At 55.7% G+C, this 23,577-nt stretch carries 21 protein-coding genes and 1 tRNA gene; 6 read left to right on the top strand and 16 right to left on the bottom strand.

Annotated elements, in window-relative coordinates:
- The first annotated feature begins 79 nt into the window (after nucleotides 1–79).
- The 4 genes from ACIQZK_RS01750 to hflX all read left to right on the top strand — a co-directional run bounded on the left by ACIQZK_RS01750 (nucleotide 80) and on the right by hflX (nucleotide 5,675).
- The gene (locus ACIQZK_RS01750) at nucleotides 80–2,341 is read left to right on the top strand and encodes an ATP-binding protein (protein ID WP_397574635.1); all 2,262 of its coding nucleotides are present in this window, start codon (nucleotides 80–82) and stop codon (nucleotides 2,339–2,341) included.
- 1 nt (nucleotide 2,342) lies between these two features.
- Nucleotides 2,343–3,743: a sigma-54-dependent transcriptional regulator gene (locus ACIQZK_RS01745; protein ID WP_397574634.1), complete on the top strand. Its 1,401-nt coding sequence runs from the start codon at nucleotides 2,343–2,345 to the stop codon at nucleotides 3,741–3,743.
- Nucleotides 3,744–3,855: 112 nt separating this feature from the next.
- A complete protein-coding gene (gene hfq / locus ACIQZK_RS01740; RefSeq protein WP_395637574.1) occupies nucleotides 3,856–4,353 on the top strand; it encodes an RNA chaperone Hfq in 498 nt (165 codons plus the stop codon).
- A complete protein-coding gene (hflX, locus tag ACIQZK_RS01735; protein WP_397574633.1) occupies nucleotides 4,350–5,675 on the top strand; it encodes a GTPase HflX in 1,326 nt (441 codons plus the stop codon). The genes hfq and hflX overlap by 4 nt, the downstream gene beginning before the upstream one ends.
- On the opposite strand, the gene mazG is transcribed toward hflX, so the two are convergent.
- From mazG to ACIQZK_RS01700, 7 genes are all read right to left on the bottom strand, one after another.
- Nucleotides 5,676–6,452, bottom strand: coding sequence for a nucleoside triphosphate pyrophosphohydrolase (gene mazG / locus ACIQZK_RS01730; protein ID WP_397574632.1), 777 nt, complete (start codon nucleotides 6,450–6,452; stop codon nucleotides 5,676–5,678). It abuts the gene before it with no gap.
- A gap of 76 nt (nucleotides 6,453–6,528) precedes the next feature.
- Nucleotides 6,529–7,131 carry a TIGR02281 family clan AA aspartic protease gene (locus ACIQZK_RS01725; RefSeq protein ID WP_397574631.1) on the bottom strand — a complete coding sequence of 201 codons (603 nt, stop codon included), beginning with the start codon at nucleotides 7,129–7,131 and terminating at the stop codon, nucleotides 6,529–6,531.
- Nucleotides 7,128–7,904 carry a TatD family hydrolase gene (locus ACIQZK_RS01720; RefSeq protein WP_397574630.1) on the bottom strand — a complete coding sequence of 259 codons (777 nt, stop codon included), beginning with the start codon at nucleotides 7,902–7,904 and terminating at the stop codon, nucleotides 7,128–7,130. The genes ACIQZK_RS01725 and ACIQZK_RS01720 overlap by 4 nt, the downstream gene beginning before the upstream one ends.
- Nucleotides 7,904–9,472, bottom strand: a complete 1,569-nt coding sequence (metG, locus tag ACIQZK_RS01715) for a methionine--tRNA ligase (protein ID WP_397574629.1) — start codon at nucleotides 9,470–9,472, stop codon at nucleotides 7,904–7,906. Before metG ends, ACIQZK_RS01720 begins: the two co-directional genes overlap by 1 nt.
- Nucleotides 9,473–9,497: 25 nt before the next feature.
- Nucleotides 9,498–10,457, bottom strand: coding sequence for a DNA polymerase III subunit delta' (locus ACIQZK_RS01710; protein WP_397574628.1), 960 nt, complete (start codon nucleotides 10,455–10,457; stop codon nucleotides 9,498–9,500).
- Entirely contained in the window at nucleotides 10,457–11,095 is a 639-nt protein-coding gene (tmk, locus tag ACIQZK_RS01705; protein WP_397574627.1) for a dTMP kinase, read from the bottom strand. The genes ACIQZK_RS01710 and tmk overlap by 1 nt, the downstream gene beginning before the upstream one ends.
- A gap of 198 nt (nucleotides 11,096–11,293) precedes the next feature.
- On the bottom strand, nucleotides 11,294–12,313 hold the full coding sequence (locus ACIQZK_RS01700; protein ID WP_397574626.1) for a lytic transglycosylase domain-containing protein: 1,020 nt from the start codon (nucleotides 12,311–12,313) through the stop codon (nucleotides 11,294–11,296).
- A gap of 216 nt (nucleotides 12,314–12,529) precedes the next feature.
- Between ACIQZK_RS01700 and ACIQZK_RS01695 the strand changes: the two genes are divergently transcribed.
- A tRNA-Ser gene (locus tag ACIQZK_RS01695) sits at nucleotides 12,530–12,619 on the top strand.
- A gap of 38 nt (nucleotides 12,620–12,657) precedes the next feature.
- Here the strand turns inward: ACIQZK_RS01695 and ACIQZK_RS01690 are convergent.
- The 5 genes from ACIQZK_RS01690 to ACIQZK_RS01670 all read right to left on the bottom strand — a co-directional run bounded on the left by ACIQZK_RS01690 (nucleotide 12,658) and on the right by ACIQZK_RS01670 (nucleotide 17,798).
- Complete coding sequence (locus ACIQZK_RS01690) at nucleotides 12,658–13,002, bottom strand: hypothetical protein (RefSeq protein WP_397574625.1); 345 nt, start codon at nucleotides 13,000–13,002, stop codon at nucleotides 12,658–12,660.
- Nucleotides 13,003–13,095: 93 nt separating this feature from the next.
- Entirely contained in the window at nucleotides 13,096–14,400 is a 1,305-nt protein-coding gene (locus ACIQZK_RS01685) for an amidohydrolase family protein (protein WP_397574624.1), read from the bottom strand.
- Between the two features lie 83 nt (nucleotides 14,401–14,483).
- Nucleotides 14,484–15,128 (bottom strand): phosphatase PAP2 family protein, encoded by a 645-nt coding sequence (locus ACIQZK_RS01680; RefSeq protein ID WP_397574623.1) that lies wholly within the window; start codon nucleotides 15,126–15,128, stop codon nucleotides 14,484–14,486.
- 2 nt (nucleotides 15,129–15,130) lie between these two features.
- Nucleotides 15,131–16,522, bottom strand: coding sequence for a dihydrolipoyl dehydrogenase (lpdA, locus tag ACIQZK_RS01675; protein WP_397574622.1), 1,392 nt, complete (start codon nucleotides 16,520–16,522; stop codon nucleotides 15,131–15,133).
- Between the two features lies 1 nt (nucleotide 16,523).
- Nucleotides 16,524–17,798, bottom strand: a complete 1,275-nt coding sequence (locus ACIQZK_RS01670) for a pyruvate dehydrogenase complex dihydrolipoamide acetyltransferase (RefSeq protein WP_397574621.1) — start codon at nucleotides 17,796–17,798, stop codon at nucleotides 16,524–16,526.
- Between the two features lie 153 nt (nucleotides 17,799–17,951).
- Between ACIQZK_RS01670 and ACIQZK_RS01665 the strand changes: the two genes are divergently transcribed.
- The gene (locus ACIQZK_RS01665; protein ID WP_395636843.1) at nucleotides 17,952–18,407 is read left to right on the top strand and encodes a universal stress protein; all 456 of its coding nucleotides are present in this window, start codon (nucleotides 17,952–17,954) and stop codon (nucleotides 18,405–18,407) included.
- Here the strand turns inward: ACIQZK_RS01665 and rnr are convergent.
- The 4 genes from rnr to phaR are packed head-to-tail and all read right to left on the bottom strand — an operon-like array spanning nucleotide 18,404 to nucleotide 23,271.
- Nucleotides 18,404–20,680, bottom strand: a complete 2,277-nt coding sequence (rnr, locus tag ACIQZK_RS01660; protein WP_397574620.1) for a ribonuclease R — start codon at nucleotides 20,678–20,680, stop codon at nucleotides 18,404–18,406. The genes ACIQZK_RS01665 and rnr overlap by 4 nt on opposite strands.
- Nucleotides 20,677–21,105 (bottom strand): GxxExxY protein, encoded by a 429-nt coding sequence (locus ACIQZK_RS01655; RefSeq protein ID WP_397574619.1) that lies wholly within the window; start codon nucleotides 21,103–21,105, stop codon nucleotides 20,677–20,679. Before ACIQZK_RS01655 ends, rnr begins: the two co-directional genes overlap by 4 nt.
- 39 nt (nucleotides 21,106–21,144) lie before the next feature.
- Entirely contained in the window at nucleotides 21,145–22,674 is a 1,530-nt protein-coding gene (proS, locus tag ACIQZK_RS01650; protein ID WP_397574618.1) for a proline--tRNA ligase, read from the bottom strand.
- A 39-nt stretch (nucleotides 22,675–22,713) separates the two neighbouring features.
- Nucleotides 22,714–23,271, bottom strand: coding sequence for a polyhydroxyalkanoate synthesis repressor PhaR (phaR, locus tag ACIQZK_RS01645; protein WP_397574617.1), 558 nt, complete (start codon nucleotides 23,269–23,271; stop codon nucleotides 22,714–22,716).
- Between the last annotated feature and the right edge of the window lie 306 nt (nucleotides 23,272–23,577).

The following is a 23,577-nucleotide window of genomic DNA, read 5'->3' as shown; positions in this document are numbered from 1 at the left end:
GGTGTTTGGCCAAGATATATAGCAATTTTTGCGTAATTTTGTGCTTTTCAGGTAACGCAATGAGTGCCACAGTGTCTTTATGGCAACAATCGGATTAGCGGAGGATACAGGTTCACCTTCCGCTGTTCGTCGTCTTTTTGAATGGGTTGCCGATCTGCTGGGCAACAGCCAATCGATCAAATTTCTGGAAATCGCCAGTGGTATAATGCTCGTCGTTGCCGGCGTCGTGACCGCCATATTGCTCATCAGCCAAGGGCCGCAGTCGGAGCCTTTGGCACCGGCGGCCTCTGCAACGATGCTCGTGAGCAACCTGTTGCCAGCAACAATGCTTCTGGTTCTGTTCGGGCGGCGCGTTGCGCTCAAGCGCGCCGAAAATAGCAACATTGGCAGTAAGCCATTACTGCACGTACGCTTAGTGGCGATATTTTCCGCGATTACGGCGGTTCCAACGGTGCTGTTGGTTATCTTTGCCTCATTGCTGTTCCAAAGCGGTGTGCAATTCTGGTTTTCGGGTTCGGCACGCGGCATGCTCGAAAATGCGGGGGAGTTGGCGAAGGGCTATTATGATGAGAAGGTCCGCGATGTCGGGGCCGAAACGGTCACGATGGCGGGGGACATCCGCTACATTTTGTCGCAGGTGAAAATCGATAGCGCTGAATTTTTAGAGATTGCCTATCCTCAACAGGTTTTGAACCGCAAATTGAGTGAGTCCGCAATTGTCACGATTGGACCAAGCGGGCAACAAAACACAGAAGCGGTGCTGGCTGAAAAAGCACGTGGTGACTGGATTAGCGATGAAACGTTGCGAAAATTGGAATCCGGCGAAAATTTTGTTGTGACGGTTAGCCCCAATAACATCGATGCTGTTGTGGTCCTGTATGACAAGCCGCGAACCTATTTATACGTAAGGCGCGCGGAAACAGTGCCTTCATTTGCTTTGGGTTCGCGCGCACAGTCCGTTTTGCAAGATTATGACAAAATGGTCGCGCGCTCGCGGGCCTTGCAAATCCAGTTCAACCTCGCGCTCTATTTTGTGTCGCTGATGGTCATTGGCATCACGCTTTGGGTTGCGCTTCGCGTTGCGGACCGATTGGTGCGGCCAGTCAACAATTTGGTGGATGCTGCACAAAGAATTGCCGACGGCGATCTTTCCGCGCGGGTCAAGGAAGATCAGTTCAGCGATGATGAGGTCGGTTTCCTCTCGCAATCGTTCAACCGCATGACCGAGCGACTGCAAGAACAAACGGGCGCATTGCTGGCCACCAATCATCAATTGGGCGAACGGCGTTTGTTTATCGAGGCTGTGCTGGAATCGGTGTCGGCAGGGGTCGTTTCTGTCGATGGCGATGGCGTGGTCCAATTGGCGAATTCAACCGCCGAAAAATTGCTGAAGCATGAATCCGATACCATCGTTGGGCAAAAGTTCGACGTGGTTGCGCCCGCGCTCGCCGCTTTGGCCAGTGAAAGCCCGCGCGGTGTTGTGCAGCTTGACGGTGGCCCTGAACCGCTGACGGTCGCCGTCACGGTGTCTCCACGCGAGCAGGGCAGTGTGGTCACCTTTGAAGACATCAGTCAGCAGCTGGCCGATCAACGCCGCGCGGCATGGTCCGACGTCGCCCGCCGCATCGCGCACGAAATCAAAAACCCGCTCACGCCAATCCAATTGGCCGCAGAGCGTCTTCAGCGTCGCTTCGGCAAGAGCATTACCCAAGATGAAGCGATATTCACGCAGCTGACCAGCACCATCGTGCGCCAAGTCGGCGATTTGCGAAACATCGTCGATGAATTCTCCTCCTTCGCGCGGATGCCAAAGCCTTTGTTCCGGGCGGAAAATATGCACGATATTGTCGGGCATGCTGTGTTCATGTTTGAAGTCGCGCACCCCGACATCCGCTTCACATATAATCAGGATGGCCCATTCCCGACATTGATCTCCGACCGACGCCAATTGGGGCAGGCGATCACCAACATTCTGAAAAATGCCGTTGAATCGATTGAAGAGAAAAAGAAAACGGTCGAAGTCGATGGCGCGATAGTCATCGATCTGGTCGTCGAAGGCGATGGGTTGATCATCCGGATTGCGGACAACGGCATTGGTCTGCCGTCGGATCGGCAGCGCATCATGGAGCCTTATATCACCAACCGGGCAACGGGTTCGGGGCTTGGCCTCGCCATTGTTAAGAAGATTATAGAAGAGCATTTTGGAGAGATTTCTCTGTCAGACAACCAACCCGAAGGCGCGGTTGTGACGTTGAAGTTTAATCCGGAAATCGTGGCACTGCGGGTGGGGAAACTGAACGCGTCCCCGCCAGCAGTCAATTCAGATGAGGTTATGGGCTAATATGGCACTCGACATACTGATTGTAGACGACGAGCAAGACATTCGGGACCTGGTCTCCGGCGTCCTTGATGACGAAGGATATGGCACGAGAACCGCGGCCTCGGCCGATGAAGCCTTGGCCGCACTGGACGAGCGGTTACCGTCGCTTATCCTTCTGGACGTGTGGCTGCGCGGTTCGTCGATGGACGGCATTGAGCTGCTGCGCGCTATCAAGTTACGCGATCCGCAGATTCCCGTTATCGTCTTTTCGGGGCACGGCAATATCGACACCGCGGTTGCCGCCATTGGCCATGGCGCGGCGGACTTTATCGAAAAGCCATTTGAAGCGAGCAAGCTTTTGCACTTGGTTTCGAAAGCGACCGAGACCGAACGCCTTCGCGCTGAGAACGCGGCACTTAAGGCGCGGGTAGGGCATTCGGAAGAACTTACCGGATCGTCGGCCGCGATTAACGCCGTGCGCGCAACTTTGAAGAAGGTCGCGGGCACAGGCAGCCGGATGCTGATCACGGGTCCCGCTGGCGTGGGCAAAGAGGTTGCGGCGCGCTTGCTTCATAGCTGGAGCCCGCGTTCAGACTCCGCCTTTGTCTCGGTGAGTGCCGCCCGCTTGTCCCCAGAGCGCTTTGATGAAGAGCTGTTCGGTATCGAAAAAGATGGCCGCCTTGTGCAGGCTGGCATGTTGGAAAAAGCGCATGGGGGCACGTTGTTTCTCGACGAAGTTGCCGACATGCCGTGGACCACGCAGGGTAAGATTTTGCGTGTTTTAACCGACCAAAGCTTTGTGCGGGTAGGGGGCGACCGGCAGATTAGGGTCGATGTGCGCTTTGTCTCAGCCACCGCGTGTGATTTGGCGATTGAGATTGCGGAGGGGCGGTTTCGCGAGGATCTCTTCTATCGCCTCAATGTTGTTCCCGTTGAAATTCCGCCACTGTCGGGCCGTCGGGAGGATATTCCGGACCTCGCCAATCATTATGCGGCGCGCTTTGCTTCGGAACATCGCATTCCGCCGCCCTATTTTTCGGATGACGCCATGGCGGCGCTTCAGGCGTGTGAGTGGCCGGGAAATGTGCGCCAATTGCGCAACATCATAGAGCGGACAATCATATTGGCGCCCGCAAACCGGATACATATGATTGACGCGGATATGCTGCCGTCGGAAGTCATCAACAGCTATGAAGGCACCGAGCATAATGTCACGTCGTTGATGGGGGCGCCCTTACGTGAGGCGCGTGAAGCGTTTGAACGCGAATATCTGCGTGTTCAGATTAAGCGCTTTTCAGGCAATATTTCGAAAACGGCGGCCTTCGTCGGAATGGAGCGTTCTGCACTGCATCGCAAGCTCAAGCTGCTTGGCATTTCCGTGCGGAAAAACGGTCTAGAGGAGGGGGAAGATAGTGACGCATGAGCCCAATTGCGCCGTCTGCAGTCCTCGTGTATACGCCCTTTTGCCTCTGCTCATACCCTTTTAGGGTCTCCCGTTAAGCCGAGCACAACAAAAATATAATCGGATAATAATAATGACTGAAAAAAATAACGGACTGCAAGATCTGTTTCTGAACTCGCTCAGAAAATCAAAAACACCGGTGACCATGTTTTTGGTCAAAGGTGTAAAGCTTCAAGGCGTAGTCACCTGGTTTGACAACTTCTCCGTGCTCTTGCGCCGGGATGGTATGTCCCAGCTGGTTTATAAGCACAGCATTTCCACGATTATGCCATCTGTATCGCCCGATCGGTCGGTGTTTGATGATATGATGAGCCGTACCAGCCACCGTGCAGGCATGCTGCAGGATGTGTTTTTGCATGCGATGTGCGACAAGAAGGAGCCTGTCACGACGTTCCTCGTCAATGGTGTGATGCTTCAGGGTGGTATTGCCGCCTATGACCTGTTTTCGGTTCTACTGGAACGCGATGGCACGACGCAGCTGGTGTATAAGCATGCCATATCGACTATTCAGCCTGAACATCCCGTAAATCTCGCCGAGTATAATCAGGGCGTGGACGAGGATGATATTTGAGCGTTTTTGAACGTAGCGAAACCGACGAATTTGCGCGCGGTGCGCGTGCGTTGGTCATTTACCCCGAATTGCCCGGACGGGCTTCGGTGGGCCCAGAGGCGCGACTTGCCGAGGCAGAGGGACTTGCCTTGGCCATTGGCCTGAATGTCGTCCAGAAAAAGCATTTTCGCGTGCGTTCACCGCGCGCGGTTACCCTGCTTGGTGGCGGGCAGGTCGAAGAAATTGCGCAGATAGGCAAGGACTTGGAAATCGACCTGTTGATCGTCGATGCGTCTTTGACGGCCATTCAGCAGCGCAATCTCGAAGAACGGACGGGATTGAAAACCATTGACCGTACCGGGCTCATCCTCGAAATTTTTGGCGAGCGTGCGGCAACGGCCGAAGGACGGTTGCAGGTTGAGCTCGCGCATTTGGATTATCAGGCCGGTCGCTTGGTCCGCAGCTGGACCCACTTGGAACGGCAGCGCGGGGGCTTTGGCTTTTTGGGCGGTCCAGGCGAAACACAGATTGAGGCCGACCGCCGGATGATCCGCGACCGGATGGCGCGTTTGCGCCGCGAGCTTGAGGAAGTGAAACGGACGCGTTCGCTACACCGTGCGCGCCGCAAAAGGGCGCCTTGGCCAGTGATCGCTTTGGTTGGCTATACCAACGCCGGCAAATCGACCTTGTTCAACAGCCTGACCCGCGCGACGGTGTTGGCAGAGGATATGCTTTTTGCGACGCTGGACCCCACCATGCGGGAAATTTCCTTGCCGGGGGTGGAGAAGGCAATTTTGTCGGACACGGTGGGGTTTGTATCCGACCTGCCAACCCAATTGGTTGCGGCGTTCCGCGCAACGCTCGAAGAAGTGATCTCGGCGGATATCATTGTGCATGTCCGCGATATTTCGCACAGCGAAACCGATGCGCAGCGTGATGACGTCCTCCAAATCCTACGCGATTTGGGCGTTTTGGACGATGAAGATGCCGCAAACCAACCGCGCATGTTGGAGGTTTGGAACAAGATTGACCTGCTCGATGCTGAAAAGCGTGAGGATATGTCGGCGCTTGTTCAGCGTAATGATGATTTGCTGATGATCTCCGCGCAGACGGGGGAGGGCGTTGATGCCTTTAAGGCGCATCTGTCCGCGCTGATTGCCAAGGGCAATCTCGTGCGGGCGGTTCGATTGAAGGCCAGCGATGGCGCTGCGCTCGCATGGCTTCACGCGCGGGGAGCAATTAACAGCCAGATTGTCGATGAGGACCTCGTCACCGTCGAAGCCTCGCTCAGCCGCCAATTATGGGGTCAGTTCGATAAGCAATTCGCCCAAATAGAGGGCTAATTATTTCGCTTCCTTGGCCTTGGCCTGTTGCCAAAGACTTTCTTTTTCATCCAGCGATAGCGATGTGAACCGGTCGCCAGCGGAATGTTCCATATCGCGAAAGCGGCGTTCGAACTTTGCGTTTGCGGATTTGAGCGCGGTTTCGGCGTCAACGTCATGAAAGCGGGCGAAATTGACAACAGCGAACAACAAGTCACCAATTTCTTCGGCAACATGGTCAGCTGAGGTTGCTGCGCCAACTTCTTCTAATTCTTCAATAATTTTGTCGCGCGCGCCGGATTGGTCGGGCCAGTCGAAGCCGGTTCGGGCAGCGCGTTTTTGAATTTTTTGCGCACGTAACAATGCGGGGAGGGCGCGGGCCACGCCCGCTAATGCGCTGTTGTCCGAACCGGCTTCGCGTTCGGTGGCTTTGATGGCTTCCCAATTGTCGGGAATGCTGTCGGTTGGTGCATCTTGTTCGCCGAACACATGCGGATGGCGGCGGACCATTTTATCGCAAATGCTGCGGACGACATCGTTAAAATCGAATTGACCGATTTCAGACGCCATCTGGCTGTGGAATACGACTTGGAGGAGCAAATCGCCCAATTCGTCTTTTAACCCGTCGAGATCGTTGTTCTCGATGGCGTCAGCAACTTCATAAGCTTCTTCGATCGTATATGGCGCAATGGTCGAGAAATCTTGCTCGAGATCCCAAGGGCATCCGGTCTCCGGATCGCGCAAACGCGCCATGATATCTGTGAGTGGGGTAATATCAGCCTGCATCGGTCCAGCCATAAATAAGTTCGATAATATATATTATGTTAAGTAAAGTTGAACAATGACTGTTTAAGTGCGTTGTCTCGACTCATTATCATTGTTTCAACGTCATGACATTTCCCTCAACCCTCCAGCTTTGCATGCTGTCGAGAAAGTTCATGCCAAGCACATTGGTGTCGCCGAAACTTTCAGACACGACAACGTCATGTTGTCCCAATTCGCGCGATCCAATCTTCAACGATAGTATGACACCGCGCTGCGCCGTTACGCGGCCATTCGCTGTATTCAGGAATACCGGATATCCAGTTGTATCAACCTCTATGCCCGTTTCGCGCGCCGTGTTGCCGTTTACGGCTGTGGTCGTCGCGCCGCTATCGATCATGAACCGCACCGGCCTTCCATTGACGTCAAGCTGAAGCCAGTAATGGCCGTCATCCTGCCGCCTGATGGTGATGTCTTCGCCGCGCACGCTCTGGCCAGCGGTTCCGGAAATGTCCGCTTTTACGCGCTCCCAGACGGCTTTAAATTCAAACCGGAAACTGAATATTGCGAACAACGCCGCGAATATCGCTATCCATGCAAATGCCGCTTTGGCGATATATCCCAACGGCAAACGCCGCGCCGCAAGCGAGCTCAATAACAACAATATGCAAACGAAGCCCCAGATTAACGATGGGCCGTCTTCCATGATATTCATCGTGCGGCCTTGGAAAACAGACTGTAGAAATTGTCTGAAGTCTGTTTAGCCAGCGTTTCCACGTCAACACCGCGCAATTGCGCCACATAACGCGCGGTATCCGCGACAAATGCGGGCTCGCCCGTCTTGCCGCGATGCGGAATGGGTGCCAAAAACGGGGCGTCGGTTTCGACCAACAGCCGGTCCGCAGGCAGCCATTTGGCAACATCCTTAAGATCTTGGGCATTTTTGAACGTTACGATGCCTGACAGCGAAATATATAGGCCAAGGTCCAATGCCGTGCGCGCAAATTCTGCGCTTGCAGTGAAGCAATGAATGACGCCGGTGAATGCACCCTTGGACATTTCGTCGCGCAATATGTCGGCCGTTTCCGCCTCGGCATCGCGGGTGTGGATGATGATGGGAAGCCCGGTGTCCCGTGACGCCGTTATGTGTTCGCGAAATGAGAGGCCCTGTTGCGCCCGGTCACTGTGATCATAGTAAAAATCGAGCCCAGTTTCGCCAATGGCGACGACACGCGGGTGCGCCGCACGCTCGATAAGTTTGGCAGCATCAATGCCGGTATGTTGGTCCGCTTCATGCGGGTGAATGCCCACAGACGCCCATACGTCGGGTTCCTGTTCCGCAAGCCCGATAACCTCATCCCACTCGCGCTCACGCGTCGAAATGTTGAGCATGGCAGACACACCGCTGTTTCTTGCGCGCGCAAGAATCTCGCTTTGCTGCTCGACTAAGCCTTTATAATTCAGGTGGCAGTGGGAATCGACGAACATCAGGCCGCAGTCCCCTCCTCCGCTGGCATTTCCAATCGGGGGAATAGACCCACAGGCTGGGCAATTTGGTAATTGCTTTCGGCCAAAGGTGAATACCAATGCGATCCTGCCTCTTTGAAGTTCCGCACATTATGGGGAACGCCCATTTGGTCGAGAAGCTTGGTCGCCGATCCGGGAATGATCGGCAAAGCAGCGATGGCGAGCTGTGCGATGCAGATGAACAGCGTGGCGAGCACCGTTTCCATACGTTCCGGATCGGTTTTCTTGAGCGCCCACGGCGCCTGCACATCGACATAGGCGTTGCAGGCAAATACCGCCTGCATCCAGCTTTCAAGCCCCTGTGACATCGCCAAATCTTCGTAATGCGCAGGGATATGCTGGGAAACGGTTGCCCCGACCAAATCCAAAAGCGCACTGTCATCGTCATTATGGCCGCGAATGGCGGGTAAATAGCCTTCGCAATTTTTGAAGATAAGCGACAATGTCCGCTGCGCCAAATTGCCGAAGCTGTTGGCGAGATCAGCATTTACGCGCGTTACAATCGCTTCGGGGCTATAGCTGCCGTCCTGACCGAAGCTGACTTCGCGCAGCAGGAAATAGCGCAGCGCATCAACGCCAAACAATTCCGCAAGCTGCATCGGGTCAACGACATTGCCCAAGGACTTCGACATTTTCTCACCACGGGAAAGCAGGAATCCATGTCCAAACACCTGTTTAGGCAATGGCAAGCCAGCCGACATCAAAAATGCGGGCCAATATACGGTGTGAAAGCGGACGATGTCCTTGCCAATGATATGGATGTTGGCCGGCCAAAATTTGCGCCATTCCTCGGTATCTTCGGGAAAGCCAATCGCGGAAATATAGGTGGTTAGCGCGTCCAGCCAGACATACATGACATGATTTTCGCTGCCGGGAACTTTGACGCCCCAGTCAAAACTGGTGCGCGAAACGGACAGGTCTTTCAGGCCGCCTTCAACGAACTTTACCGTTTCATTTTTCCGGCTGTCGGGTCGGATAAAGTCAGGATGCGCGGCATAATATTGGAGCAATGGCTGTTCATATTTCGAAAGGCGGAAAAACCAGCTTTCTTCAACGGTCCATTCCACGGGTGTGCCCTGCGGCGAAAGCTTCTGGCCCCCCTCGCCCTCAGTTAGCTCGGTTTCGTCATAATAAGCTTCGTCGCGGACCGAATACCATCCTTCATACCGGTCAAGATATAGGTCGCCGGCGGCTTCGAGCCGTTTCCAAATCGCTTGGCTGGCCTTGTGGTGATGGTCCGACGTTGTGCGGCAAAAATGATCAAAGGAAATATCAAGAGTGCTGCACATTTCTTTGAAATAAGACGACATTTCGTCGGCAAGATCGCGCGTTGCCTTGCCCGCTGCGCGTGCCGTCTGGTCCATTTTCAGGCCATGCTCGTCGGTGCCAGTGACGAAGCGCACATCACGGCCCATTAACCGCTGAAACCTCGCAATCGCGTCGGTTGCGATCGCTTCATAGGCGTGACCGATATGCGGCTTGCCATTTGGATAGGCTATGGCGGTGGTAATATAAAAAGGTTCAGACATGTGGACTCTTGTATTTTTTGGCGAATTAGCTCGCCTTATGCGCTTGAACCGACGCCAGCAAGCTTCCCATTTGAAAGACGACGCTCTGCTTGTCCAAACTTAACGCGATGGCGCGTGCGGCCAGCCCGCTTGCGGCCTCCCACGCATCAATCCCGGCGCGCACCTGACCGACGCCGAGCATCCGCGTATGTTCCGCGATCAGCGCGGGCGCGCGGCGCAGAAAGGCTTCATATCGGGGCTGCGCGGCCTTGAGCGACAGTTTTTCTGCCAAAGCGACGCGAATGGCATTATCCCGGTCGCCTGAGCGCAAAATGGACGTCATGGCGTCTTCCAACTCGTCGAGCCTTAGCCCAAGGAAATCGAGCGCTTGGCCGGGTGCTCCGTTGCCCAGGCGCACCAGCGCATCGATATCGGGCTGGCTGGCCTCTGGCGCGGCGCGATGCAAGGCCTCGGCCATATCTGCGTCGCACAAGGGTTCAAAGCGCAATATCTGGCAGCGTGAGCGGATGGTTGGCAGCAACCGGTCGCTGGCATGGCTGACCAAAAAGAAATAGGTTCCGACCGGCGGTTCTTCCAAAGATTTCAGCAGTGCGTTGGCACCGCCACGTTCAAGGTCGTCCGCAGAATCGATAATGATGGCGCGCTTATCGCTGAGCCCGGGACGCGATGTCAGAGCCTGCTGCACGCTGCGGATCTGGTCGACCGTTATGCTGCGCTTAAACTCGGTTGCATCGGTGACGTCTTCATCGTCCTTGGGGGCATCCTTCGGAAGGCGTTTCACCCACAGTATATCGGGGTGAGAACCGCGGGCGATGAGATTTGCATGCACATTCGTCGGGTCAACAAGCGCGGACGCCGCTTTCAGGGCGAAAGCAGATTTGCCGAGCCCCCTCGCCCCGGCCAATATCCAGCCATGGTGCGTTTTCCCGCTGTCGCAGGCCTTGGAAAACTGGCGCCATGCCTTGTCATGGCCGACATAGTCCATCAGGCGGGTTCCACCAATAAATCGGATATCTGCGCCACAAGCCGCGCCGTCACGTCCTCAGCCGTTCCTGACGCGTCCACCAGACGCACTCTGGGTTCGCGCTCGGCATAGCCCACAAATGCCATATCAACGTCCGAATGGAAATCCTCTGCCCTGCCCTGAATACGGTCAGGACGGTTCTGGTCCCTGGCTGCTGCGCGTTGCGCGGCTTCCTTGGGATCGAGGCGCAACACCAATGTGCGATCGGGTAAAAGGCCGCGACTGCCGATGCCATGTAACGTCATGATGTCATCATCTGACAAGCCTGAGCCTGCACCTTGATAGGCACGGCTGCTGTCGATGAAGCGATCAGCAATCACCCATTTGCCGCTTGCCAAGGCGGGTTCGATTAAACGTTCAACATGGTCGCTGCGTGCGGCGGCAAATAGCAACGCTTCGGCGCGCGGGGCCCAGCGTTCTGCGCTTCCGCCCAGCAACAGTTGCCGGATGACCTCCGCACCCTCTGTTCCACCGGGTTCGCGCGTCAAAATGACGTCATGCCCATGTTTACGGATCACGTCCGCAAGCGCGTTGATCTGCGTAGACTTGCCCACGCCCTCCCCGCCTTCAATCGACAAAAACCGGCCGGGCGCGGTCATGCTGCCGCCAATGGCTGCATGCGTTTGATGGCGCGCATAAAAAAGCCTGCTGGGGTTAGCGATTCGTCAGCCAATAAGGGCATGATTTGCTCTGTTCCGTCCTCATATCTTGCGACAAGCCGTGCACGTGCACGCCCCGCTGAATAGGTGCCTTTAACAGCGCCGTATAGCGTGCGCACCTATCGAACAATAGCTGGCTTAATTCCGAACCGCATCAGCCAATAATCCCACCGACAGTGCATAAAAATTTGAACAATTATAGTCCAATATCACGCGGTAGTTTCCGCCCAGTAGATATGCGGTTCGGCCGACGCCATCGGGCTCAATCAAGGTCGCCATCATGCTGTCTTTTGGCCAAAATCCGCGCTCCGGCGTGATGCCCAGTTGCCGCCATTCCGCGATCGTTTTCCACTGACTGTGCCGTCCAAAAACGCGTGGGCAGCGCGGCGATGCCATGCGTGAGTTCAACGCGGCGCGGTTGAACGTCGCGGGTACATTGACCGCAAAGCCCCATTCCTCGCCGCGCCGCCAGCCTGTGTTGACGAAATAGTTGGCAATAGACGTCATGGCGTCAACTTCGCTACGCCAGATATCGGCATAACCGTCACCGTCCCCATCGCGCGCCAGCCTTAAATATACCGACGGCAAAAACTGCGGCTTTCCAAGTGCGCCGGCCCAGCTGCCGGTAATGGCATATTGCGGAACGCCCTTGTCGATCATCTTGAGCACCGCAATCAATTCGGCCTCAAACAAGGCACGCCTGCGGCCTTCATATGCGAGTGACGCCAAGGCTTCGGGCGCATTGAAGTTGCCCATGACCGATCCATAATTGGTTTCGTGGCCATAAATGGCGATCATGATTTCTTCCGGTACGCCGGTTTCATTTTCGATCCGCTGCAGCAGCGGGCGAAGCTCGGTATATTTCGCACGGCCCCGGCTAATCCGCGATGCATCGACATGGCGGGCTTTATAGGGCGCAAAATTGGGCACCGGCGCATTCGAAGCACCCTCGGGCTGTTGCCGGTCAAGCCGAACAACGCGCGCGTTAAAGCTTATCGAAGGCAGCACCCGGTCGAGGGTTGTGGCCGAGACGCCTTCGGTCAGCGCCTTTTGCCGCACTTGGCCAAGATACGCGCGAAATCCAGCCTCATGCGCATCATTCGCGCTTTCGGTGGTTGGCGTGGCAATATCCTGGGCGGCGCTTGTGGGCCCAAACAAGCACGCGCTGGTGCAGATTAGCGTTGATAGCCAAAACTTCCGGTTAATGCGCACGGAGCCCCCATTTCAGTTCAAGGACATATATTGGCACATTGTACCCATAGTGTGAAATGCTTTGGTCCCAGCCAGCCCACATCCGGTCGCGAGCAGAAGCCCACTTAGTCCGTATCTGCCCTTGCCATCGCTTTGCGGGATGGCTAGGGGCACTTCGTAAGCGGACAGGTGGCCGAGTGGTTTAAGGCAACGGTCTTGAAAACCGTCGTGGGTGGAAGCTCACCGTGGGTTCGAATCCCACCCTGTCCGCCAATTTCCCACCCGACCTTATCGCACCCACAACGCCCAGATTATTTCTCGGGCGTCAGCTTTGCCCCGTTTTCGATATTCTCGTTGAAGCTGGTAACGATTGAGTCGACAATCATCTGTATTTCTTCCGCTGCAAATTTGTCGGCATCAGCAGCGCTTGCGCCATATGAGCGTTCCGATTTGACCAGAATTTCCTTATATGCGGCGCGCTCTGTTGGGCAGGCTGCATCGCTGGTTTTGATGAAATCGCTTGGGCTCGCTTTTGCGTCAACCGCGGTGTTGTGCGTTTCAATCATGCAATTGTTGAATGCCTTGCGGGCATTGTCCATTGGGTCGCCTTTCATGGCGGCCATGCTGAGCAACGTTGCTGCAACCAAAGAAATCATAGTTCAAACCCCCCGGATGTTCATCATATCGGTTCTATTTATCACAGTGTGCGGTTCGCAATCAATGCAACATCGCACAGCATCATATTGGCGTCAGTTGACGATTTTGCCACCTTTAACGACGACATCGACCGATTCCAGTTCACGAACATTGGCCAACGGATCGCCATCCACTGCAATGATATCTGCGAAGCGGCCGACGGCGATTGCGCCAACATCCTTTTCACGGCCCAAAGCCTGCGCAGCATTGCGCGTGGCCGCTTGGATCGCCTCTAGCGGCGTCATGCCATATTCGACCATGACCTTGAACTGCCCGCCGACCAATGCGTGCGGCATCACGCCGGCATCGGACGCGAAGACCATTTTGACGCCCGCTTTATGTGCTTTGCGGAAGTTATCGCGTTGGATTTGCGCGACTTCGCGGTCTTTCCGAAGATTATCTTCGAGCACGCCATTCTTCGCGCCTTCCGACTGGGTGTAGTCAGTGTTGAAGATATCCATCGAGAACCAGACGGGCCGTGGCCGCGCTGCTGCAAGCTTGATGCCTTCATCATCGACGAGGCTGGCATGTTCGATCGTGTCGATGCCCGCCTTGATCGCGGCTTTGATCCCGTCGCCGCCATGGGCATGAGCTGCGACGCGAAGACCCCATTGATGCGCCTCATCCGCAATCACGCGAAGCTCGCGTTCGGAAAGCTGCTGCTGGCCGGGTTCGGTATTACGCGAGAATACGCCGCCCGTTGCGCAAACCTTGATGACCTCTGCGCCATATTTGCGCTGACGCCGCACTTGGTAGCGCAGTTCGTCTTCGCTGTCGGCGATGCCTTCTTCCTTGCCGGATTTCTCAAGGCTGGGCGGCAGGAATGTCGAGTCGCAATGGCCGCCCGTTGCGCCAAGCGCATAGCCCGCCGGAACAATGCGTGGCCCGGTTGCGTAGGCATTTTCAATGGCTTGTTTCAGGCCGATGTCGTTGCGGTTGCCCGAACCAACGTTGCGCACCGTGGTAAAGCCAGCTTTTAGCATCGCTTGCGCCGATCCTACGGCGGTCATGCCCCAAAAACTGTCGGTGAATTCCAGTCCACGATAGCCGCCAATATCCGCGGGACCATCGAGATGGACATGCATGTCGATCAAACCAGGCAATATCGTTTTACCGCTGAGGTTGATATGTGTGACGTCGCTGCCCGATTTCACGGTGCGCGCATCAGCAATGCTGGTAATGCGGCCATCGGCGCCAACAAAGACGGCGGGATAATCGACGGTCTTGCCCGTGAGGACGTCGATCATTTTGTCCGCGGTGATGACCGTGTTTTGCGCATTGGCAGCGGTCGCACAAAATGCTGTGCCGATCAGTGCCAGCACTTTTAAATTTTTCGCAAAGTTCACGGTCAAATGCATGTTTCTCGCCCCTTATATATTTCAATATTTCGTTAGATGACAAATTCCACGCGCGGTGGACAGCAAAAAGCGCGTTGGCAAATTTATGGGGCCAGCACTGACGGAAACGCAGCCTGTCGCTGATGCTGGCCATAAGCAATGACACCGCCCGCCATAAGCGCGAAGGACGCCCCCAGCATCCATCCACCAAGCACGTCGGTTGGCCAATGGACCCCAAGCATGATCCGTGAAATTCCGGTCAATAGGATCATCATCGCGGCCGCCAACTGCCACACAGGATGCCGCGCCTGCGGCACCAGCATGATGAACAATATGTAGACAACGGCCGCATTGTTGGCATGGCCGCTGGGGAACGCCGGGCTGGTAATGGGATCAAGCTGCGCCACGATATCGGGGCGCACACGGGCGAAAAAATATTTCATGACGTCCGACGTCAATGCCGCAATCAGCGTCGTTACGCCCATGGCTAGCGCAGAGCCCCATCCCCACCAACGCCATAAGGCCAACGTCAGGATGGCCACGATGATGTAGCGTTGGGCGCCGCCGCCGATCCAGCTGATGCCTTGCATAAGCACGATCAGCCAATCAGGGGAAACCCCGCGCTGCATATTGAGTGCGTGCGAAATGGCGAGGTCAAATGCGCGGAAATGTCCTGCCGTAACAGCATGTCCCAATGCGACCACGAGGATGAACAGTACCGCCGCCCCCGTTAAAAGACGAAACGGCAAAATCACATGTGCAACATTTTGCCATAAGCGCCGAGCACGCTTTCGTGCATCATCTCGCTTAATGTTGGATGCGGGAAAACGGTGTGCATGAAATCCGCCTCAACCAGCTCCGCCGTTTTGCCGATTGTATAGCCTTGGATAAGCTCCGTCACTTCCGCGCCCACCATATGCGCGCCGAGCAGTTCACCGGTTTTGGCGTCGAACACGGTTTTAATGAAGCCCTCGGCCTCACCCAGCGCAATCGCTTTGCCGTTGCCGAGGAACGGGAAGTTGCCGACTTTAACCTCATAACCGGCCTCTTTCGCCTTGGCTTCGGTCAGGCCGACGCTCGCGACCTGCGGATGGCAATAGGTGCAGCCGGGAATGTTCTTGGGGTCCATCGCGTGCGGATGCCCGCCAGCAATCGCTTCGGCGGCAATCACGCCTTCATGGCTGGCCTTGTGCGCCAACCATGGCGGCGCGGTGATGTCACCGATGGCCCACAGGCCGGGCACATTGGTGCGGCACATTGGATCGGTTTTCAGGAAACCGCGGTCCATTTCGACGCCAAGCGCCGCTAGCCCGATATTTTCGGTGTTGGGCACAATGCCAATGGCAACGATGCAATGGGTAAATTCGGACGCAATTACTTTGCCGTCCTTGCCCTTAATCTTCGCAGAAACGCCCGTCGCGGTGGCCTTGAGCTCTTCAACCCCTGCCCCGGTCATGATCGTCATGCCCTGCTTTGTCAGCGCCTTTTCAAGGAACGTAGACACATCGGCGTCCTCAACGGGCACGATGCGGTCCATCATTTCGACGACGGTCACTTCGGCGCCCATATCATTGTAGAAGCTCGCAAATTCGATGCCAATTGCGCCCGATCCGATGACCAGCAGCTTTTTCGGCATTTCGGGCGGCACCATCGCGTGGCGATAGGTCCAGACGCGCTTTCCATCGGCAGGCGCAAATGGCAGATCGCGGGCGCGCGCACCGGTGGCGAGGATGATGTTCTTCGCGGTCAGCTCTTCGGTTTTGCCGTCTTTGGTGACTGTCAGCTTGTTGGCGGCGGTCAACTTGCCGTCGCCCATATGGACGGTGATCTTGTTCTTCTTCATCAGATGCGTGACGCCCTGATTAAGCTGCTTGGCCACACCGCGCGACCGCTTCACCACCGCGTCGATATCCGCGCTGATATTCGCCGCCGTCAGGCCATAATCGCCCGCATGCTGCATATAATGATAGATTTCGGCCGAACGCAGCAACGCCTTGGTCGGGATACAGCCCCAGTTGAGGCAGATCCCGCCAAGATTTTCCCGCTCGACAATCGCGACTTTCAGCCCAAGCTGCGCCGCGCGGATGGCGGCCACATAACCACCGGGGCCGGAACCGAGGACGATGAGGTCGTAATCAGACATCTTACGCCACTAACCCCAAAGGCTTCTCGACCAATTCCTTGAACACCTTCATCAACTGCGCGCCGTCTGCGCCGTCGATGGCGCGGTGGTCGAAGCTGCCGGTGGCCGACATGACTGTGGCAATGGCGAGTGCGTCATCGACGATATAGGGCCGCTTCTCGCCTGCGCCGATCGCCATGATCATCGCTTGTGGCGGGTTGATGACGGCTTCAAACTGCTTGATGCCCATCATGCCCATGTTGGAAATTGACGCGGTGCCGCCCTGATACTCATGGGGCTGCAACTTGCCTTCCTTCGCGCACGCAGCGAGCTCGGCAATTTCGGTCGATATTTTCGACAGCGACTTGTTTGCGGCGTCCGTAACGATGGGCGTAATCAGGCCGGTAGGCACCGATACCGCAACGCTGATGTCTGCGCGGCTGTACTGCAACATATTGTCGCCGGCGAAGCTGACATTGCATTTGGGCACCTGAATAAGCGCAAGGCCAAGCGCTTTTATGAGCATGTCGTTGACCGAAAGCTTGATGCCGCGTGGTTCCAGCGAGGCGTTGAGCTCGCCGCGTAGCTTGAGCAAAGCATCGAGGCGGACATCAACGGTGAGGTAGATGTGCGGGACCTGCTGCTTAGACTCGGTCAGACGGCGCGCAATGGTTTTGCGCATGTTGGAGAGTTTGACGACCTCGTGCGGGATGTCGACACCATCCACCGTAAGCCCTGAGCCTGTCGAAGGGTGGCTGTCGGCTGTGGGGCGTGCTCCGAAAAGCTCAGCACTGACGGTATTTTTAGTGGAGCGTTCAACGTCAGCTTTAACAATGCGGCCATTGGGGCCCGTTCCGCTAATGCCAGCCAGATCAATGCCCGAGTTCGTCGCGATGCGTTTCGCCAACGGACTGGCCTTTACCCGGTCACCTGAGGAATGCGATACCGCGGCAACGGGGGCTGTGACTGGCGCTGGCGCAGCAGCCACTTCAGTAGGCTTTGGCGCTTGCGCGGCTGCAGGCGCGGCCGCCTTTGGCGCAGCGATTGCACCGTCATCTTCACCCTGAATAATCGCGATGACCGTGCCGACTTTCACGCCGTCGGTGCCTTCGGCAACGAGCAACTGTGTAATCACACCTTCGTCGACCGCCTCAAACTCCATCGTCGCCTTGTCGGTTTCGATCTCTGCAATCAAATCACCTGACGAAACGGTATCCCCTTCCTTCACCAGCCATCTGGCAAGCGTGCCTTCTTCCATGGTCGGGGAAAGTGCGGGCATTTTGAGTTCGATCGACATCGGGTTTGGCCTTTTTTGGTCGCAATTTGAAATAATCGCATAGCCAAGCTTTCCCAAGCGTCAAGCGCGATAAGGTTGCCAAGGATGCAAATTTCGCGCAGGCTATACGAATTCATAAAGGCTGGCCGCAGGGGACCATGCCGGGGGAAGCGCATGCGGACGTACCTTGTTGTCATTGATGAGACCGAAGAAGCGCGGCTTGCGCTGCGGTTTGCGTCGCGTCGTGCCGCAAAAACGGGTGGAACGGTGCACATCCTTGCGCTCGTTGAACAGGCGGATTTTGTCGCCTGGGGCGGTGTGCAAGCGACGATGGAAGAAGAGGCGCGCGACCGGGCTGAACAGCTTGTGACCGCCGCCGCGGGTTCCATTTTTGACGAAATGGGTGTTCGTCCTGCAATCACCGTGAAGCCCGGCGAAGCCATTGACGTGGTCAAGGTCATGCTGGAGGAACATCCAGGTATCGCCGCACTTGTGCTCGGTGCCGCAGCCCAGGGCGCTCCAGGCCCACTTATTGCGCACTTTACCGGTATTAATGCAGGGACACTGCCCTGCCCGGTTATGGTGATCCCCGGGTCGCTAACTGATGCGCAGCTGGATGAATTGAGCTAGCGCCGCTTGCCCTGATGCCGAATGTTCCCGGGGCGTCCGCGTTTGCCCGCGTCATATTTACCGGCCTTTGGCTTACCCTTATGTTTGAACCGATCCGGCGCATAGCTGCCGCCTTCCGGCAATTCGAAGCGAAGTGATCCGGAAATGGGGTTGGCCTCTGCCAACCGGAGTTCCAGACGCATGCCCGGGCGATATTCCTGCCGCGTTTTCTCGCCAATGAGCACTTGGCTCGCCTCATCATAATGGAAATAATCTTTTCCAAGTGTTGAGACCGGAACTAAGCCGTCGCCACCAACGCCCTCAACTGTTGCGAAAAAGCCAAAATTCTGAACGCCCGTGATGCGGGCCTGAACCACTTGTCCGACCTGCGCCGACAGATATGCCGCGATATAGCGATCTGTGGTCTCCCGCTCTGCTTCCATCGCGCGGCGTTCGGTGCGGCTAATCGCTTCGGCGGTCGCTGGTAATCTTGCAATCGCGGCCTCGGTCAAACCGGTAATTGGTTCGACATCCTTGATCTTTGGCTTGGGCATTTCCAGCCCATAGGCACTCACCAGAGCGCGATGCACGATAAGGTCGGCATAACGGCGAATGGGTGAGGTAAAGTGCGCGTAGCTGCCCAAGGACAGGCCGAAATGTCCCACATTGGTGGGGCCGTAATAAGCCTGAGTCTGGCTACGGAGCACCGCTTCCATGATTTGCGGGCGGATTTCTTCGTCGATGACTTTTGCCAGAATCCCGTTGAAGGTTTCCGGCTTAACCACCTGCCCCAGCGCAAAATCAATGTCGAAGGTTTTGAGATATTCCTTCAACGCGACCAGCTTTTCGCGGCTCGGCGGTTCATGGGCGCGGTAAATCAGCGACGACTTTTTGGCTTCTAATGCTTTGGCGGCCGCCACGTTCGCCGCGATCATAAAGTCTTCGACCAAACGATGCGCTTCAAGTTGCTCGCGTTCGGCAACGCCGGTCACACGGCCTTGCGCATCCAGCGTGATACGCTTTTCAGGTAAGTTCAATTCCAATGGCGCACGTTTGGCACGCGCTTTCGACAGCAAACGCCAACATGCCCATAATGGCTTTAGCGCGCTTTCCAGCAACGGGTTTTCCATAGTCCCGTCAATCGCGGCTTGCGCGTCGGGATAGGGAATATTGGCGGCTATCCGCGCCACTGCGCGCGTGAACCGCCATGACGTCACTTGGCCCGTCTTGCCAATGGCAAGGTGGCAGGCAAGTACCGCACGGTCTTCCCCTGCCCGCAACGAGCATTTGTCCGATGACAATGCGTGCGGTAGCATGGGCACGACCAAGTCAGGGAAATAGACGCTGTTGCCGCGCTTCGACGCCTCATGATCAAGCGCGCTGCCCGGACGGACATAATAGCTGACATCGGCAATCGCGACGATGGCGTCAAACCCGCCCGTATCCGCATTTGGCGTTGCCCAAATCGCGTCATCAAAATCACGCGCATCGCGGGGGTCAATTGCTATAATCGGCAGATGGCGCAGGTCTTCGCGGTGGTCGTCGGTGACGGGCAGATCGCGTACACGTTCCGCCTCACGCTCCACGGCTTCTGGCATCTCAAACGGAATGCCGAATTTATGAATGGCAATGAGGCTGAAACTTTTCGGCGCAAAGGGATCGCCCAGAACCTGCGTTACCCGCGCAGATTTTTTGTGTGAGTTTCCGGTGAGTTCCGCAAGGACCAGCTCGCCAGCCTTTGCGTCGCCAACATCACCGATTTGGGTGTCGAACCGTGATTTCTTGTCAACGGATTTTAGCCAAAAACGGCCATTGTCGCCGCCCTCAACAACGCCCAATATCTGTTCGCTGCCCTTGGCGAGTTTCTTCATGACATGCGCGGCCCAGCCATTGCCGCGTTCTTCGGTGCGCGCCAAAATGCGGTCGCCAATGCCCAACGCACCGTTGCGCTTGCCTTTGGTCTCGATCACCCGGATTTTGGGCGCCGGAATGCCTTCGGCTTCCCAATGCTCCGGAATGGCCACAGGTTGGTTGCCGTCAATCGCGACGATTTTCAGCACCGTGACTTTTGGCACGCCACCCATTTTGTGAAAGGCACGGCCCGGCGCCATGTCGATCAGCCCTTCGTCGGTCATGTCCTTCAACAGCGCCTTCAGCGCGATCTTTTCATGCCCGCGCAAGCCGAATTCCCGCGCAATCTCTCGCTTTCCCGCAGGGTCGTTAGACGATTGGATAAAGGCGAGTATCTGTTCGCGGGACGGAAGACCTTCAAACTGCACTTTTTTGATCGTCATGAGCCACTTCCATTTTGGTTCGCACGAAGACACGAAGACACAGAAGACGGTCGGTCGTTCAACAAGCGTTTTATTCCATCTTTGAACATGGGGGTGCCAAAATTGATAACGAACCCATGGGTTAAATTGGTCAGGCGAAGATAGGTGATTACTTGCTTCGCATGAACTGGCAGTGTTTTTTCGACCGATTTGATCTCAATTATTACGCGTTTTTCGACCAATAAATCGACACGAAATGCTGAGGGCAGATGAACTTGCTCATATTGGATGTCGATCGGCACTTGCCGGTCAACAACCAACCCGATGTCTTCCAGCTTGGCTGCCAAAATTGTCTCATACGCACTTTCAAGCAATCCGGGGCCGATATCCTTGTGAAGCTTGAAAGCCGCATCGACAACGAGAGAGCAGATGTGTTCAATTTCCATTCTACCCTCTTCGTGCCTTTGTGCCTTCGTGCGAAACCCTTAATACGTCCGGCCAATAAGTATTCGTTCCACGGCGGGTTCGCCGGTAAAAAAGCATGCGCCGTCGACCGCAGCTGCATCAATTGGGCTGTTCCGCATCGTCAGCTTGAGCGCTTTTAACTGCTCAACGATTTTATCGAGTGCAGCGCCGGTTGGGCGTGCCCACTGAACCTCGACCCAGCCAGCAAACTTCGCCTCGTCACCGGCAAAATGCGATGCAAGGTCGGTGACGTCACGGCGGATGTTGGCATCAAGCCGTTCTTTTGCTTCGGCGTATAGGGTGGACTGGATATCCTCAAGCAAACCAGCTGCCGCCGCGACAAATTCACCGCGTGGGGTAAATGCAGTCGCAAGCTTGCCGTCGTCCTTGTACAGGCGATCGCGGCGCAAAACCGCGGCTTTGCCCTCACCCACATCGCGGGGGCCGACTTCAACGATAATTGGCGCGCCCTTTTTAACCCAAGACCAACGCTTGTTTGATGCTTTCGCCGCTTTGGTATCCAGTAGCACACGCAATGGTTCGCCAAAAGCACTCAGCGCGAGCAATTCGAGCCGCAGGCTACGGCAATATTCCAACACGGCTTCGTCTTCGTCATTGTCCCGCAACATCGGTATGATAACAATCTGGTGCGGGGCGATTTGCGGCGGACAGCGAAGCCCGTCATCGTCGCCATGCGTCATGATAACGCCGCCAATCATCCGCGTTGAAACACCCCAGCTGGTGGTGTGCGCAAATTGCTGGCTGCCGTCCTTATCCTGATATTTGATGCCCGATGCTTCGGCGAAACCCGTGCCCAGATAATGCGATGTTCCCGCTTGCAGCGCTTTGCCATCCTGCATCATCGCTTCGATGCTATATGTTGCGACAGCGCCCGGAAAACGTTCATTCTCGGGCTTTTCACCCGCCACCACCGGCATAGCCAGCGGGCCTTCGGCGAAGGCGCGGTACATTTCAAGCGCGCGCATCGTTTCCTGCATCGCATCTGCGCGATCGGCGTGGGCGGTGTGCCCTTCCTGCCATAGAAACTCACTGGTACGCAGAAACATACGCGTGCGCATTTCCCAACGCACAACATTTGCCCATTGATTGACCATCAACGGCAAATCACGCCAGCTTTGCACCCAGCGGCTCATGGCCGCACCAATAACGGTTTCCGACGTTGGGCGCACAACCAGCGGCTCTTCCAACTTGGAATCCGGATCGGGGACCAACTTACCTTTGCCATCACCAATCAAGCGGTGGTGGGTGACAACGGCCATTTCCTTGGCAAAGCCCTCCACATGGTCGGCTTCTTTTTCAAAAAACGACAAGGGAATGAATAACGGGAAATAACAATTTTCCACGCCAGCAGCTTTGATTTCCGCATCCATCAGCTTTTGGATGCGTTCCCACATGCCATAGCCCCATGGCCGGATAACCATGCATCCGCGGACACCCGATTCTTCGGCGAGGTCGGCCTCCGAAATGACTTCCTGATACCAGCCCGCGAAATTTTGCGCGCGCGTGACGCTTAAAGCATGTTTTATCAAAATCTTACCCGTTACTTTGTAGTGAATATGACCGCGGAATTATTCTGCGGCAATTTTATCGAGCTTCGCCTGCAAATCTGCAATTTGCCGTTTGAGGTCGGCAATCGTCTCCGTCTCGGCTGTCTTGGCACCGGCCAAGCCACCAAGATTGGGGATCAACGCCTCGCGCGCCGAGCGCAAGAATTCGATATTCTGCTTTGCAATATGCCCAAATGGACCGGAGGTGATTGCGGTTTCAATCACATCCTGCACTTGTTTCTGGTTCTTGCGGAAATTGTCCATTGAGCTTTCCAAAAACTGCGGAACCATTCCCTGCATGGAATCCCCATACATGGCGATCAATTGCTTCAGGAACCCGACGGGCAACATCTGCTGGCCGCTATTTTCTTCCTCCATGATGATTTGCGTGAGCACACCATGGGTGATGTCATCATTCGTTTTGGCATCAACAACCTTGAAGTCGATATCCTTACGAGTCAGGTCCGCGAGGAAGTCCAACGTAATATATTTGGACGAATGCGTGTTGTAGAGCCGCCGGTTCGCGTATTTTTTGATGATGATGGGCCCATCACCATTTCTGCTGGCTGCACGTGCCATTCATGTTCCTTTCACGGATGATAGACGCCCGATAGCACCAAGCTGTGGTGCACTGCAACATCGGCGCGCCGTGGAACGAAAATTGCCCTCGGTTCAGCGCCTTTCGGGATAGCATTGCAGAGGAAATTGCCTGCCGTCCTCTGACATTTTGTTGTCTAAACCTGTCCGCTACAGCGGTTTGCCCTATGTGGCCTGACAGCAACAATATCTCAAAAAGCATCTTTTTTCTGCGGGAGCTATTGCACATGTTGTCCGTCTGCGCTTTACTGGTTCATTAATTGAAAATGAACAAACAAGCTGGGGATC

It is taken from the genome of Sphingorhabdus sp. (assembly GCF_044338195.1).
Lineage (GTDB): Bacteria > Pseudomonadota > Alphaproteobacteria > Sphingomonadales > Sphingomonadaceae > Sphingorhabdus_B.
The sequence above is the reverse complement of the archived record's forward strand: the minus strand, read 5'-3'. Positions and strand labels throughout refer to the sequence as shown.

Excerpts from the sequence above, each read along its gene's own strand:
- ACIQZK_RS01690 (WP_397574625.1), bottom strand. The coding sequence starts at position 13,002 with ATGATTTCTTTGGTTGCAGCAACGTTGCTCAGCATGGCCGCCATGAAA.
- ACIQZK_RS01725 (WP_397574631.1), bottom strand. The coding sequence starts at position 7,131 with ATGAATATCATGGAAGACGGCCCATCGTTAATCTGGGGCTTCGTTTGC.
- ACIQZK_RS01720 (WP_397574630.1), bottom strand. The coding sequence starts at position 7,904 with ATGTTCGTCGATTCCCACTGCCACCTGAATTATAAAGGCTTAGTCGAG.
- ACIQZK_RS01670 (WP_397574621.1), bottom strand. The coding sequence starts at position 17,798 with ATGTCGATCGAACTCAAAATGCCCGCACTTTCCCCGACCATGGAAGAA.
- mazG (WP_397574632.1), bottom strand. The coding sequence starts at position 6,452 with ATGGCTGGACCGATGCAGGCTGATATTACCCCACTCACAGATATCATG.
- phaR (WP_397574617.1), bottom strand. The coding sequence starts at position 23,271 with ATGGCACGTGCAGCCAGCAGAAATGGTGATGGGCCCATCATCATCAAA.
- ACIQZK_RS01745 (WP_397574634.1), top strand. The coding sequence starts at position 2,343 with ATGGCACTCGACATACTGATTGTAGACGACGAGCAAGACATTCGGGAC.
- rnr (WP_397574620.1), bottom strand. The coding sequence starts at position 20,680 with ATGACGATCAAAAAAGTGCAGTTTGAAGGTCTTCCGTCCCGCGAACAG.
- metG (WP_397574629.1), bottom strand. The coding sequence starts at position 9,472 with ATGTCTGAACCTTTTTATATTACCACCGCCATAGCCTATCCAAATGGC.
- ACIQZK_RS01750 (WP_397574635.1), top strand. The coding sequence starts at position 80 with ATGGCAACAATCGGATTAGCGGAGGATACAGGTTCACCTTCCGCTGTT.
- ACIQZK_RS01665 (WP_395636843.1), top strand. The coding sequence starts at position 17,952 with ATGCGGACGTACCTTGTTGTCATTGATGAGACCGAAGAAGCGCGGCTT.
- ACIQZK_RS01655 (WP_397574619.1), bottom strand. The coding sequence starts at position 21,105 with ATGGAAATTGAACACATCTGCTCTCTCGTTGTCGATGCGGCTTTCAAG.
- lpdA (WP_397574622.1), bottom strand. The coding sequence starts at position 16,522 with ATGTCTGATTACGACCTCATCGTCCTCGGTTCCGGCCCCGGTGGTTAT.
- hfq (WP_395637574.1), top strand. The coding sequence starts at position 3,856 with ATGACTGAAAAAAATAACGGACTGCAAGATCTGTTTCTGAACTCGCTC.
- ACIQZK_RS01685 (WP_397574624.1), bottom strand. The coding sequence starts at position 14,400 with ATGCATTTGACCGTGAACTTTGCGAAAAATTTAAAAGTGCTGGCACTG.
- tmk (WP_397574627.1), bottom strand. The coding sequence starts at position 11,095 with ATGACCGCGCCCGGCCGGTTTTTGTCGATTGAAGGCGGGGAGGGCGTG.
- ACIQZK_RS01710 (WP_397574628.1), bottom strand. The coding sequence starts at position 10,457 with ATGGACTATGTCGGCCATGACAAGGCATGGCGCCAGTTTTCCAAGGCC.